This is a genomic window from Plantibacter sp. M259 (assembly GCF_006065115.1).
Lineage (GTDB): Bacteria > Actinomycetota > Actinomycetes > Actinomycetales > Microbacteriaceae > Plantibacter > Plantibacter auratus.
This window is the reverse complement of sequence record NZ_CP040750.1, coordinates 668,331-680,958: the sequence shown is the minus strand read 5'-3', so window position 1 is coordinate 680,958 and position 12,628 is coordinate 668,331. Positions and strand designations below refer to the sequence as shown.

General features: G+C 70.1%; 14 protein-coding genes. 5 read left to right on the top strand and 9 right to left on the bottom strand.

Features of this window, described 5'->3' with window-relative positions; translation table 11 throughout:
• The first annotated feature begins 10 nt into the window (after nt 1-10).
• Nucleotides 11-979, top strand: coding sequence for an aldo/keto reductase (locus tag FGL15_RS03095; protein WP_138944907.1), 969 nt, complete (start codon nt 11-13; stop codon nt 977-979).
• A 38-nt stretch (nt 980-1,017) separates the two neighbouring features.
• Here the strand turns inward: FGL15_RS03095 and FGL15_RS03090 are convergent, their stop codons facing one another.
• Nucleotides 1,018-2,586, bottom strand: a complete 1,569-nt coding sequence (locus FGL15_RS03090; protein ID WP_168223289.1) for a PAS domain-containing sensor histidine kinase — start codon at nt 2,584-2,586, stop codon at nt 1,018-1,020.
• A gap of 240 nt (nt 2,587-2,826) precedes the next feature.
• Here FGL15_RS03090 and FGL15_RS20170 point away from each other — a divergent pair, with 240 nt between their 5' ends.
• Nucleotides 2,827-3,492: a suppressor of fused domain protein gene (locus FGL15_RS20170; RefSeq protein ID WP_168223288.1), complete on the top strand. Its 666-nt coding sequence runs from the start codon at nt 2,827-2,829 to the stop codon at nt 3,490-3,492.
• A gap of 18 nt (nt 3,493-3,510) precedes the next feature.
• Here the strand turns inward: FGL15_RS20170 and FGL15_RS03080 are convergent, their stop codons facing one another.
• On the bottom strand, nt 3,511-4,065 hold the full coding sequence (locus FGL15_RS03080) for a GNAT family N-acetyltransferase (RefSeq protein ID WP_240773751.1): 555 nt from the start codon (nt 4,063-4,065) through the stop codon (nt 3,511-3,513).
• 115 nt (nt 4,066-4,180) lie between these two features.
• Here FGL15_RS03080 and FGL15_RS03075 point away from each other — a divergent pair, with 115 nt between their 5' ends.
• Nucleotides 4,181-4,699 carry a hypothetical protein gene (locus tag FGL15_RS03075; RefSeq protein ID WP_138944903.1) on the top strand — a complete coding sequence of 173 codons (519 nt, stop codon included), beginning with the start codon at nt 4,181-4,183 and terminating at the stop codon, nt 4,697-4,699.
• A gap of 86 nt (nt 4,700-4,785) precedes the next feature.
• On the opposite strand, the gene FGL15_RS03070 is transcribed toward FGL15_RS03075, so the two are convergent.
• On the bottom strand, nt 4,786-5,148 hold the full coding sequence (locus tag FGL15_RS03070) for a MerR family transcriptional regulator (protein WP_138944902.1): 363 nt from the start codon (nt 5,146-5,148) through the stop codon (nt 4,786-4,788).
• An 83-nt stretch (nt 5,149-5,231) separates the two neighbouring features.
• Between FGL15_RS03070 and FGL15_RS03065 the strand changes: the two genes are divergently transcribed.
• Entirely contained in the window at nt 5,232-5,843 is a 612-nt protein-coding gene (locus FGL15_RS03065) for a DUF998 domain-containing protein (protein ID WP_138944901.1), read from the top strand.
• Here FGL15_RS03065 and FGL15_RS03060 read toward each other — a convergent pair.
• Nucleotides 5,824-6,462, bottom strand: coding sequence for a hypothetical protein (locus FGL15_RS03060; protein ID WP_138944900.1), 639 nt, complete (start codon nt 6,460-6,462; stop codon nt 5,824-5,826). The two genes, FGL15_RS03065 and FGL15_RS03060, sit on opposite strands and share 20 nt — an antisense overlap.
• Before the next feature lie 570 nt (nt 6,463-7,032).
• Here FGL15_RS03060 and FGL15_RS03055 point away from each other — a divergent pair.
• Nucleotides 7,033-7,662: an isochorismatase family protein gene (locus tag FGL15_RS03055; RefSeq protein ID WP_138944899.1), complete on the top strand. Its 630-nt coding sequence runs from the start codon at nt 7,033-7,035 to the stop codon at nt 7,660-7,662.
• A gap of 14 nt (nt 7,663-7,676) precedes the next feature.
• Here the strand turns inward: FGL15_RS03055 and FGL15_RS03050 are convergent, their stop codons facing one another.
• The 5 genes from FGL15_RS03050 to phnC are packed head-to-tail and all read right to left on the bottom strand — an operon-like array spanning nt 7,677 to nt 12,620.
• On the bottom strand, nt 7,677-9,185 hold the full coding sequence (locus tag FGL15_RS03050) for an ABC transporter substrate-binding protein (protein ID WP_240773749.1): 1,509 nt from the start codon (nt 9,183-9,185) through the stop codon (nt 7,677-7,679).
• 55 nt (nt 9,186-9,240) lie between these two features.
• Nucleotides 9,241-10,113, bottom strand: coding sequence for a MurR/RpiR family transcriptional regulator (locus tag FGL15_RS03045; RefSeq protein ID WP_121293987.1), 873 nt, complete (start codon nt 10,111-10,113; stop codon nt 9,241-9,243).
• Nucleotides 10,094-10,969, bottom strand: a complete 876-nt coding sequence (gene phnE, locus FGL15_RS03040) for a phosphonate ABC transporter, permease protein PhnE (protein WP_079706922.1) — start codon at nt 10,967-10,969, stop codon at nt 10,094-10,096. The genes FGL15_RS03045 and phnE (FGL15_RS03040) overlap by 20 nt, the downstream gene beginning before the upstream one ends.
• The gene (gene phnE, locus FGL15_RS03035) at nt 10,966-11,799 is read right to left on the bottom strand and encodes a phosphonate ABC transporter, permease protein PhnE (protein ID WP_138944897.1); all 834 of its coding nucleotides are present in this window, start codon (nt 11,797-11,799) and stop codon (nt 10,966-10,968) included. Before phnE (FGL15_RS03035) ends, phnE (FGL15_RS03040) begins: the two co-directional genes overlap by 4 nt.
• On the bottom strand, nt 11,796-12,620 hold the full coding sequence (gene phnC / locus FGL15_RS03030; RefSeq protein ID WP_138944896.1) for a phosphonate ABC transporter ATP-binding protein: 825 nt from the start codon (nt 12,618-12,620) through the stop codon (nt 11,796-11,798). The genes phnE (FGL15_RS03035) and phnC overlap by 4 nt, the downstream gene beginning before the upstream one ends.
• Nucleotides 12,621-12,628: the final 8 nt, after the last annotated feature.

The window sequence follows — 12,628 nt, the reverse complement described above, 5'->3', positions numbered from 1 at the left end:
AGCACCAAGCATGGAGTACACCCGCCTCGGAGCGACCGGCCTCCGCGTCAGCCGCCTCGCACTCGGCTGCATGACCTACGGCGATCCGACCCGCGGACTCCACCGTTGGACCCTGGACGAAGCGGCGTCCGCGCCGTTCTTCCGGCAGGCGGTCGAGCTGGGGATCACGTTCTGGGACACCGCGAACGTCTACCAACAGGGCAGCGGCGAGGAGTACGTCGGCCGCGCGATCACGCGGTTCAGCCGCCGTGAGGACATCGTCCTCGCGGCGAAGGTCTCGGGGAGGATGCATGACGGGCCCGGGGGATCGGGACTCTCCCGAACGGCCATCCTCGAACAGGTCGACGCCTCGTTGCGGCGACTCGGGACCGACCACATCGACGTGTACTACGTCCACCGTTTCGACGAGGAGACGCCGGTCGAGGAGACGATGCAGGCGCTCGACGACATCGTCCGCGCGGGGAAGGTGCGCTACCTCGGCGCCTCCTCCATGTACGCCTGGCAGTTCGCGAAGCTGCAGACGGCTGCAGCGGTGGGCGGGCTGACGCCCTTCGTCGCGATGGAGAACCAGTACAACCTGCTGAAACGCGAAGAGGAACGGGAGATGATCCCGATGTGCGCGGACACCGGAGTCGGCCTCACGCCCTACTCGCCGAACGGCAAAGGACGACTCGCCCGGCCGCGCGGCGCAGCCACGGACCGCTCGAACATCGACGAGGTGGCGAAGGCGTTCGACACGGACGCCGACGGCCCGATCATCGACGCCGTCGAGGAGATCGCGGTCGAGCGAGGGATCCCGATGGCTCAGGTCGCACTGGCCTGGGTCCTGCGGAACCCGACGGTCGCAGCTCCCATCATCGGTGCCACCAAACCGGCACACCTCACGGATGCCGCCGCCGCGCTCGACGTGCAGCTGACGGACGACGAGGTCGCCAGGCTCGAATCCCCTTACGTGACGCAAGCGCCCTTCTGGTGGTGAGTATCGCTCGGCCCGGGTGCCTCAGCGACCGAGGCGCCTCATCGGCGACGTCGATCGACCGAACGCTTCCGACGGGCCAGCGGCAAGCGGACGATGAAGGTCGTCCCGGGATCACCGGTGGCGAACGCCTCGATCGTGCCACGGTGCGCCTGCGCGATGGACCTGGCGATGGTGAGTCCGAGGCCCGAACCGCGGATCGTCTCCTCGCGCACGTTCCCGGCCCGGTGGAACCGTTCGAAGACCCGGGTGAGTTCGTCCGTCGGGATGCCGATCCCCGTGTCGGTGACGCGGATGATCGCATCCGCTCCGTCCGAGCGCACGCTCAGGAGGATCTCGCCGGCGCGGGTGTAGGTCACCGCGTTGTCGAGCATGATCGAGAGCAACTCCCGGAGGCGCGCTCGATCGCCGACGAGCTGCAGCGTCGGCACGGCAGCCGTGCGCAGCTCCACGCCGTCGGGCAGGCCGAGCCGTCGTCGCTCGTCGGCCGCCTCGAGGACGATGGCGCTGAGGTCGACGGGTTCGTCGGTGATCTCCAGGTGGGGTGCGCTCGCTGCGAGGAACTGTTCAGCCAGACGCCCGAGATGATCGGCGCTCCGGCGGATGACGGTGAGCTGGGCCTGCACCCGGGGCGCGACGTCCGCGTCGTCCTCGAGCATGTCGAGGTACCCGAGGATGCTCGTGAGCGGTGTCCGGAGTTCGTGGCTGAGGCTCGTGAGCGACTCGGTGCGCATCCGGACGGCTTCGGTGAGCTCGGTCACGTCCTGCCCGACCAGGAGCGCTCCGTTCGGTTCGCCGTCCGCGCCACTGACCGGTCGGCCGTTCGCGACGAGAGCTCGTTGCTTGCCGGGAGGCCCCACCCAGTAGAAGAAGTCGCGGACGTCCTGTCCATCGAGCACCCGCACGACCGGTTGGTCCTCCGTCGCCAGCGGGGTGACACCGTCCGCCGCCCAGATGAAGCGGGCGCCCCCGGTGGACGCGTCGTAGCCGGCCAGCGTCGCGAGTTCCACGGCGAGTCGGTTGTTGAGGATCTGGTCTCCGTGTTCGTCGAAGAAGACCAGTCCGACGTTCACCTCGTCGGCGACGGTGCGGAGCATCAGGGCCAGCCGGTTCTGCCCCTCCAGGGCTTCGACCTTCGCCTCGCCCTCGGCCCGCACGCTCGCCTGAGCGCGTTCGAACCGTTGCGACTGCAGGCCGACGGCAAGGATGACCAGCACCAGCAGCAGGGTGAGCGCGACGAGCTCACTCTGGTCCTGCGCGCTCTCGGGACCCTCGCCATACAGCAGGCTGGGCAGCCAGATGACGAGCACGCTCCCCACGAGAGCGAGGACGACGCCGAGGCGTCCGAAGCTGTAGGACAGCCAGAGCACGGGGAACGCGAGCAGCACGATCGAGGCGCCGAGGACGGGGGACACCGCATGATTCACGAATCCCACGACGGCGAGGTCGGCGCTGACGAGGGTGAGCGCCCACGGGCGCGCGATCCGCTCCCACGGAAGCGCGAGTGTCGCGACGAGCGCGAGTCCCATCACCGCCCAAGCCAGTTGGAGCTCGGTGACCCGGAGGACGGCCGGACTGGTGATGCCGACGATCGCAGTGACGATCCCCACCCCAAGCGCCAGCGGCCCCTGACTCCGGCTCAACAAGCCGAACCGGGGGTGGCGCTCCGTGCCTTCGATCCAGCGTGGCATCGGGCCTCCCAGGTGTCCCGCCCCGTGTCGGGCCAATTCACTGTATCGCCGTCGCGATCGATGGGCGGCGCCCTTGATCTGCCCTCATCCGACGGCCTATGTGCTGGACGCGTCCGCCTCCGAGGGTGCATCCGAGCGACCGATGCCTACACTCGTCGCATGAGCTTCTTCCGACGCAAACGCCAGCAGCCACCGACGCCGCCCGCCGCGACGGAAGCTGCGCCCGTTCAGCACGACGACCTCGACGAGCGGGGATGGGACGCTGTCACGCAGGCGGTGTCGCAGCACTACCCGGGTGCCCGCGAGTTCCATGTCGCCTACTCGCCGGGACTGCACTTCGGCTCCGCTCTGCAGGGGTGTTCGGCATTGCCTGGCCCCGACCACTGGTTCTACGTCACCTACGGGCTCACCGAGCTGTGGGGCAAGGACTCCGACGACCCGACGACCAGCGGTTTCGGGTACGAACTCACGATGCGCGTGCGCCGGTCGCCGGCGGACGAGACGCCGCCCCAGTGGCCGTACCGCGCGCTGATCGTCCTCGCGCAGTACGTGCGCAGTGGGCCGCAGGAACTGTGGCTCGGGGACCGGATCCGGCTCGCCGACGGCGTGACCGACGATCCCGACGGCGCCCTCACCACCCTGGCGGTCACCGCCGACCCGGTGGTCGCTCCCATCGAGACGCCGAACGGCCGGGTCGCCTTCTGGCAGGCCGTCGCGCTGACCGACACCGATGTCGAGGAGGCGAAGCGGTCGACGACGGACGAGGTGCTGGAGCGTCTGGCGGTCGACGACCCGTTGTTGATCATCGATCCGGAGCGCCGCTGAGTCGTCGGGCCATCAGCCTCAGTCGCGGTCGCTCGCCAACAGGCCGAAGACAACCGTGTCGGTCCACTCGCCCTTGCTCCACCAGTTCTGCCGGAGGTGGGCCTCGTGCCGCATGCCGACCCGCTCCGCGAGTCGTGCCGAAGCCGTGTTCCGCCCGTCAAGCTGTGCGGCGACCCGATGCATCCCGGGGGTGCTGAACGCGAGATCGAGGACCGCGCCCACGGCCTCGGTTGCGAACCCCTTGCCGCCGTGCGACGGGTCGAGGACCCAGCCGATCTCGGCGACGCCCCGCTCATGGTCGGTGTACCAGAGCAGGACCTCGCCCACCGGCGCACCTTCGTGCTCGACGATGAGGGCGAGCGCACGCGCCGGGCTGTCCAGGCCGGTGCGCTGGAGCCGCTCGGCACTCTTCGTCTGCGCGACCTCCTCCGTCCACGGCTCGTCGAGGAGGTAGGTGGCGACGTCGGGCCGTCCGTAGACGGCGAGCAACCAGGACACGTCCGACGGTTGGTGCAGGCGGAGGACGAGTCGTTCGGTGGACAGCGGGAACGTCGTGGGAAGGGAGGTGCTCACGTCGATCAACGATACGAGATCACGCTCCGGACCGCGCCGCGGACCTTTCGGACCGCGCGCGGGTGCGGCAACATGGATGGCGCCGACTCGCAGTTCGTTGAAGGGGACCTCGTTCATGACCGCACCGCACCGCAGCCGACTCGCCCTCGTCTGGGGCTCCAGCCTCCTCGTCGCCGGACTCCTCGCCGGATGCTCGGCACCGTCCAGCGGGGACCGCGACTCCGCGGCGCCGTCGTCGACCCCCACCGCCACGGCGACCGCCGATGCCGCGGACGGGCCCGCCGACTACACGGCGTTCTGCGCGGCCAACCGCGCGGCGGCGACCGCGAAGTCGGGCACCGTCGGCGAGGACCTCGAGGCCGTGCAGGCGCAGGTCACGACGATCCGCGACCTCCTGCCCCTGGACGGCGTGAGCGCCGAGGTCGCAGCCGGCGCCGAGGTCTTCGCGACCTCCGCTGAAGAGACCGCCGCGATCCTCGCCGAGTTCCCGGCCGACAGCCTCGTCTCCGACGTCGGGCTCGACCCGAGGTTCACCGAGTCGCAGGCCGTGCAGAGTGCCGCAACCGACCCGAACTATCAGGCGTTCATCGCCTGGACCATCCAGACCTGCGGATTCGACACCGCCGGCGAGTGAGCCGGTTCCTGGCCGGACGGGCGACACCGCCTGCCGACGCTGCCGCCGTCACCACAGCTGCGCGATGATCGCCTCGGCGACCACCCTCACCCCGAGCTCCGATCCGACTCCGACAACCCGGCGATCGCGGCCCGCACCGTCTCGCGCCCGCGCGCGAGTTCCTGCATCCGCTCCTCGATGACCTCCAGCTGCTCCCGCAACAGGTCCACGCGCTGCGAGACGGGCATGGTGTCCCAGTCGCGCATGCGATCCCGCATCTCGTCGAGCGAGAAGCCGGCCGCCCGACCCGCCTGGATCAGTTCCAGACGCCGCACGGCGCTCGGCCCGTAGTCGCGATACCCGTTCGCGCGCCGTTCGACCTGCCCTGGGCTGAACATGTCGCGCTGCTCGTAGAAACGGATCGCGGACGTCGCCAGACCGGTCCGTCTCGCCAGCTCACCGATCCTCACCGGAACCCTCCTTGACCTTCAAGCGACTTGAATCTCTAGCCTCATGGACGGAAGCCCGTTCCACAACGTCCTGAAGGGTCATCATGTCTCAACCGATCTTCGTCCTCGCCTCCGTCCTGTTCGGATGTCGACTGCTGCTGCTGATCGCCCTCCATGTCGTGCCCGGCGGGGTCCACCCCGTCCGCGACACCGTGAGCGACTACGCGGTCGCCGACTCGCGCACCACACGGACCCTCGCGACCGTGTCCTCCTGGAGCGCGGCTGCCGCCTGGGCGGCACTGGGCGCAGGCGTGTTGACGGACGCGTCCCTCGGCGAGAGTCGGCTCGGCGTCGGCGGCTGGCTCCTCGTGCTCGGGGGTCTGCTGGCGGCGATGCCGTTCGTGCCGACCGATCGGACGGGTTCCTCGACGACAGCGGGCGGGAGGGTGCACCTCCTGTTCGCCGTCGCCTGGTTCACCCTCGGGTACTCGACCATCGGCCCGCTCGGAGGCCTGTTCGGTGGAGCGCCGGGCGCCGTTCTGGGCGTCCTCGATCCGATCGCCGCCGTCGCGCTCGCCGCCCTCGTGGTCTCACTCCTGGTCCGGCCGCTGCGTCCGCACTCCTTCGGCTTGGCCGAGCGCGCGTTCATCCTCGTCGTGACAATCGCGCCGCTCATCGCGAGCGTCGGTCTCGCCGCTAGCGGGTCTGGGCGATGATCGCCTCCGCGACCGTCTGCGCACCGTCGCCGGAGCTGACGGCGTAGAACGTCTCACCGACGGTGAGGTAGAGCGGCGACCGCGGACCGTCCATGCGGCGCGCGACGAATGCCGACTCGCCGTCGACCGCGCCCTCGAGGGTGACCGGCTCGAGCGCCGCCGCCATGTCGGGCTGGGCTGCCAGCTCGTCGATGATCGTCGCGCCGTCGCGCACGACCAGGATGTCGGTGTACCCGAAGCCCTCCGCGAAGAGTTCGCAGCTGAACGCGCCGACGCGGGCGCTCGCCGCATCTTCCAGATCGCCGATCGGCTGGGCCCGCGGGTCGATGACGGTGTAGGTGGTGGTGGCCTCGCCGTACTGCAGCGCGGAAGCGATCCCGGCCTCGTCCAGCCCGCCGTCGCAGGTCGCGTCGCCTTCGCGTGGCGCGAGCGCAGGCCAGGCGAGCTGAGCCTCGGAGGCCGGTTCCACCGTCGTGAAGGTGGTCTCCGCCGCCGTGGCGAGGTTGTCGAGGACCTCGCCCGCGGCGTGCCCTCGAACCGGCTGCCGGTGGAGGTCAGCCCGGAGGCGGTGATCGACAGCTCGACCCAGGCCGAGCCGACGGGCGCCGACACGCGCCATCCGGTCTCGCCCGTCGAGGTGGTCGCCTCGACACCGGCGATCGTCCTCGTGTCCTCGGACGGCGTGTCGCCCGCGTAGGGCGGGGCCCAGTCGTCGGCAGCGCCCGGCAGGATCTCGATCGAGAGGTAGGCCCAGTCGCCCGCTCCGTCGCCGATCATCTGTTGACCGGCGCCCACCCGCCAGGAGCAGGCGAGCCCACCGGCCGCCGTCAGGACGGCCAGATCCACGGCATCGGACGGTTGCACGGCCTCGACGACGTCTGCCGGTTCAGCGGCGAGGACGCCGGCCACCGTGTCGAGCGACGCGAGGTCGCTGCACGCGAGGAGTTCGGTCGATACGGGGGTGCTCGGTGCGTCGGAGGTCGGCGCCGCGTTCGGTGTCGCGGACGACACGCACGCCGACGCCGACAGCACCACCATCACTGCGAGTCCCGCAGTGATCCCGACCGACCGTATCCCCGCACCCCTGATCCCCATGCGCCGAGACTATCGGTGGCGCGCGTCGTCCGCTTCCGAGGGAGGATGGAACCGGCGTCGTGCCGATGCCATCACCGAACCGAGGAGTTCCCCTGTGACCACGACCCGTCGCGCCCTGATCCTGATCGACGTCCAGCAGGAGTACTTCGCCGGTCCACTCGCGATCCAGTACCCGCCGCGTGAGGAGTCGATCCTGCGGATCGCGACCGCCATCGACGCGGCGACGGCCGCAGGAATCCCGGTCGTCGTCGTCCAGCATTCATCGGGCAGCGGGGCTCCGGTCTTCGACCCGGACACGAGCGCGTTCGGGCTGCACCCCGAGGTAGCCCGCCGTGTGCAGCCGTCCTGGAAGGGCATTGTGAAGCAGTACGGTTCGGTCTTCGCCGGGACGGACCTCGAGGCGTGGCTGCGCGAGCAGGGCGTCGACACCGTCACGCTGGTCGGCTATATGACGAACAACTGCGTCATCGCGTCCGCGGCGGGCGCGGAGGAACTCGGTATCGACGTCGAGGTGCTCTCCGACGCGACCGGTGCGATCAACCTCGAGAACGGGGCCGGGTCCGTCGACGCGAAGACGGTGCACACGACCCTCATGGCGCTGCTCGACTCGAACTTCGCCGCGGTCGCGACGACGCAGGCGTGGACGCAGGCCCTCACAGACGGCACGGCGCTGCCGAAAGACGACCTGGTGTCCTCCGCCACGCGCGCCGCCGAGCGCGACTAGGATCCCGCCACCGATCAGTCGGTGACGGCGACGTCCCGGAGGTCGAGGTGCTCGCTGACGAAGTCGGTGGGGAAGCCGGTGACGCCGTCGCGCACGACGGTGAGGGTGATCCCGGTGTAGAGCCAATCGGCCGCGTGGTCCTGTGAGACCAGCGCTGCGGCTTCGCGGAGTCGTTCGTCGGCGACCTCGGGGTCGGTCGCGGCCCTGGCCTCGGCGACCAACGACTGCACCGTCGGGTTGTCGTAGCCGAAGTAGTAGTCCGGGTCCGCCCAGTGCTGGACGTCGCGTGCCTCGACGTGGTTCACGAGACTGAGGTCGTAGTCGTGGTTCGTGTAGACGTCGTTCAACCAGGTGGGGAACTCGACGCTGTCGACCGTGAGGGTGACGCCGATGGCTTTGAACTGCGACACCAGGACGTTTGTGGCGGCGGTGCCGTAGTGGTTCGGGACGGTGAGCGTGAGCGCGAGGTCCTCCTGGCCGGCCTGGGCGAGGAGCGCCTTCGCCGCTTCCGGGTCGTAGCTCACGACGTCGCTGAGGTCCTCGTAGCCGGGGTCGAGCTCCGGGATCGGTCCGTACTGCAGGGCCGCGGCGCCGCCGACCGCCTCGACGATCGCCGCGTGGTCGATGGCGGTGCGGAGCGCCTGGCGGACGAGGGGGTCGTCGAGCGGTGCGCGCTGGTTGTTGAAGGCGAGGGTGTACTTGTCGGTCGTCTTCCCCTCGACGATCGTCAGGCCGTCGGCACGGGCGACCTGGTCCCGCAGGTTCGCGTCGAGACCGATCTGCACGTCGACCTCGCCGGCGAGGGTCGCGTTGACGGCCGAGGACGCATCGGGGATGTAGCTGAAGACGACCTCCTTCACCTTCGGTGCGTCACCCCAGTAGTCGTCGTTCCGCTCGACGGTGATGCTGTCGCCCTGCTTCCACGACGTGAGTGTGAACGGGCCCGTGCCGTTCGCGGTCGTCGAGAGGTCGTTGTCCGCCCCGGACCGGAGGACGAGCCCCGCACGACCCGTCAGCGCCCACAGCAGGTCGGAGTCGGGGGAGCTGAGCTGCAGGCGGACGGTACGGTCGTCGACCGCCGTGACGGTCTGGAGCTGCTCCAGGTCGAGGTGGTCGACGAACGCCGCGTTCTGCTGCACTTGCGTGAGCGAATCGACCACGTCGGCGGCGGTGAGCGGAGCGCCGTCGTGGAAGGTCACGCCGTCGCGGAGGACGAAGGTGTAGGTGAGCCCGTCGGCGCTGACCTCGTGGCGCTCGGCGAGGGTGTCGACGATCTCGTTGTCCGACGTGCGCGAGACCAGCCCCTGGTAGACGTTGTCGATGAGGACCTGCTCGAGTGCGACGCCGGAGGTCGTCCGGATGTTCAGGTCCGACGGCTCGAGGACGAGGCCCACGCGGAGTGTCGCGTCGGTGTCCGCGGCCGGGGTCGTGGCGGGGCCCGCGCAGCCGGTGAGGACGAGGAGTGAACCGGTGGCCGCGATCACGGCGGTGAGCAGGTGACGACACAGTCGGTGACGGGGCATGGGGAACATTCTCGCGGATCCCGGCACCGGCCCGAGCCGGTCGGCCCGAGCCGGGTCAGTCCGAGGCGTCGTCCGACAGCGAGCCGCTGATGACCGCGAGCGTCGCCGACTGGGCGCGCTGCGCACGATCGCCCCGTCGGCCCACGAGCAGCCCGACCACCGATTCCGTCACGAGCATGATGGCGGCCCGAGAGGTGTGCACGAGTTCGTCCCGGAAGGTCGCGTCGATGGGAGCGACCACGAGCGCGACATCGGCGAGTTCGGCGACGGCCGAGCGCGGGAAGGAGGTGATCGCGAGGACGGTCGCGCCACTCGCCCGAGCTGCCGCGGCCACGTCGACGGACGCCCGGTTCGCGCCCGAGCCCGACAGGACCAGACACGCCGCGCCCGGGCCGAGGTGGGTGGCGGCGATCTGCTGCCCGAGCGTGTCGGGCAGGTACTCGGCCGGTCGGCCGGCCGAGATGAGGCGCATCGCCAGATCGGAACCGAGCGGTGAGGAGAGGCCGTTCGCCGCGATGAGCAGTCTCGGCGCCTCGTCGAGCACGCGGACGAACCGTTCGAGCGTCTCCTCCGTCATCGCCGACGTCGTCTGGCCGAGGCGACCGGCGAAGTGGTCGATGGCCCCGCGGAGGGTGCCGAGCATCGTGTCGTCGCCATCGTCGCGGGCGGTCGGTGTCCCGAGCGCGACCTCGCGGGTGAGGGCGACGCGCAGCTGCGGGTAGCCCTCGTATCCGAGCGACTGCGCGGTGCGGATGACGGTGGCGCGGCCGACGCCGGCGAGGTCGGCGACCTCCTGGGCGGTGCGCTCGATACTCGCCTCGATGTCCTCCGCCACCGTCTCGGCCACCCGGCGTTCGCTCGGCTGGAGCGACGGCGCGAGCATCGCGATCCTGGCCGTCGGCGGGGCGTCAGCGGACCCTGTCCACATTGCGGCTCCTCGTCGTGCGGGCGGGAAGGGCGGTACGGGTGGTGCGGGCGATGCCGGGGCCCCGGGTGATCCGGCGTCGGATGGCACCCGAGATCGCGTCCATCGTCATGGTCACGACGACCACCACGATCAGCAGCATCCCGACTGTATCCCACTGGCGATAGTTGGTGTAGTTCGCCAGCATGCTGCCGATCCCGCCCGCGCCGACGAGCCCGAGGACCGCCGAGGTGCGGATGTTGATCTCGAACCGGTAGAGCGCGAGCGACAGCAGTGCCGGGGCGGCGGCGGGCCAGAGCGCCCAGCGCGTCACCTCGGCGGTACCGCCACCGGCCGCGCGGACGGCTTCAGAGGCACCTTCCTGCACGGACTCGATCGTCTCGTAGACCCACTTCCCCTGGGTGCCGATGCCGGCGATCCCGAGGGCCAGGGCGCCAGTGAACGGGGTGAGCCCGGTGATCGTGAGCAGGATGAGGGCGATGATCACCTCCGGGACCGCGCGGATGACGGCGAACACCCCACGCAACGGCAGCCGCAGCCAGACCGGACCGACCGACCCTGCGGCGAGCATGCCGAGCGGGATGGAGACGAGGACGCAGAGGATCGCGCCGATCCAGGCCATCGAGATCGACCGCCACATCTCGGTGAGGGCCCGCGGCAGCTTCTCCCAGTTCGGGCTCTCGAACATGAGCCCGCCGAAGTGCACGAGCTGCGCCGGGACGGTGCCGAGGTCGCGCCAGTCGATCGGCAGGCCGGCGGTCGCAGCGATGACGACGATCCCGACGGCGACGGCCGCGAGGGTCGGGACGAGTCGCGAGGGACGGCGGGGGAGCACAGTGTTCGGATCGTTCGCGGTCATACGAGTCGCCTCCGCAGCAGGTTGGACGCGACCTCGATGAGGACGACCACGACGAGGATCTCGAGGACGATGACCGAGACGTCGTCGTAGGCGTAGAACGCCCGCCGCTCGTCGAGCAGTCGACCGATGCCGCCGGCGCCGACGATGCCGAGGATGGCGGAGATCCGTACGTTGAGCTCCAGGGCGTACAGCCACTGGTTCGCGAACAGCGGCCAGACCTGCGGAAGGACGGTGACGCGGTTGATCTGCGTCTGCGTCCCACCGGCGGCCTTGCCCGCCTCGATGTACGGGTGGTCGGCGGAGTCGATCGCCTCCGAGACGAGTTTGACGATGATGCCGAGGTCGAAGAGGAAGAGCGTCAGGAGGCCGGGCAGCGCACCGACGCCGACCATGGCGACGAGGATGGTCGCGTAGACGAGGTCGGGCACCGCTCGGACGACGTTGACGATCGCGCGCAGGATGCGACGCGACAGGCCGTTCGGGTTCGTCGGGGCAGCCGCCCACAGCGTCAGAGGGACGGACAGCAACGCAGCGGCCACCGCACCCACGAGCGCCATCTGCAGCGTCTCGAGCATCGGTTGCACCGTCCGTGGCAGGAAGGCGAAGTCGGGTTGGAAGAGCTGGAGGAGCAGACCGGATCCGTTGTCCCAGTGGGAGATGAGCGCGCCGAAGTCGAGCTGCACGCCGCCGATCGCCGGGAGGCAGGTGGCGATCGTGAAAGCGGCGACGGCCCCGATGATGAGGGCGGTCCGCAGGCGGGTGCTCGGCCTGGGCGGCAGCTGCCAGTCGGTCCCGGACGGCAGCTTCACGTCGGTCCCGGCCGCGGTCATCGGTCGAGCCGATCGTCGGGCTGGATGGGGCGACCGTAGATCCGTTCGAAGTCCGCCTCGGTCGCGTCGGCTGCGGAGCCGTCGTAGACGAGTTCGCCGTCGCGGAGCCCGATCATGCGGGTCGTGTAGGTGCGGGCGAGGTCCATGAGGTGGATGTTGACGAGCACCGTGAGGCCTGTCTCGGTGTTCACCCGGCGCAGGTCGTTCATCACCGTGTGCGCGGTCGGCGGGTCGAGGCTCGCGACGGGCTCGTCGGCGAGCATGACGCTCGGCTGCTGCGTGAGGGCGCGGGCGATCGCGACCCGCTGCTTCTGCCCACCGGAGAGTTGCGCCGCGCGGGTCCAGACCTTGTCGAGCATGCCGACCGACTGGAGCGAACGCAGGGCGAGCTCCCGGTCGGTCGCGGTCGTCAGGCCGAGGAGGTTCCGGTACGTCGGGGTGCTGGCGAACCGGCCGACGAGCACGTTGCGGTACACGCTCGTCCGGTCGGCCAGGTTGAAGCCCTGGAAGATCATGCCGACGTGCCCGCGCAGCCGACGGAGCTGCCGGCCGCGCAGACCGGTGACGGTGTGCGGCCCGACGGTGACGGTCCCGCTCGTCGCCGGCACGAGGCCGTTGATCGTGCGGATGAGGGTCGACTTGCCGGAGCCGGAGAGCCCCACGACGGAGACCATCTCCCCGGCGGCGATGTCGAGTGAGACGTTGCGGAGCGCCTTCGTGCCGTTCGGGTAGGTGACCGAGACGTCGTCGAGACGGATGGACCACGACGCGGAGGCCGCGAGCTGGGCTCGGGCCTCCGCGCGATGCTGATCAGTGTTCATGCACCGGA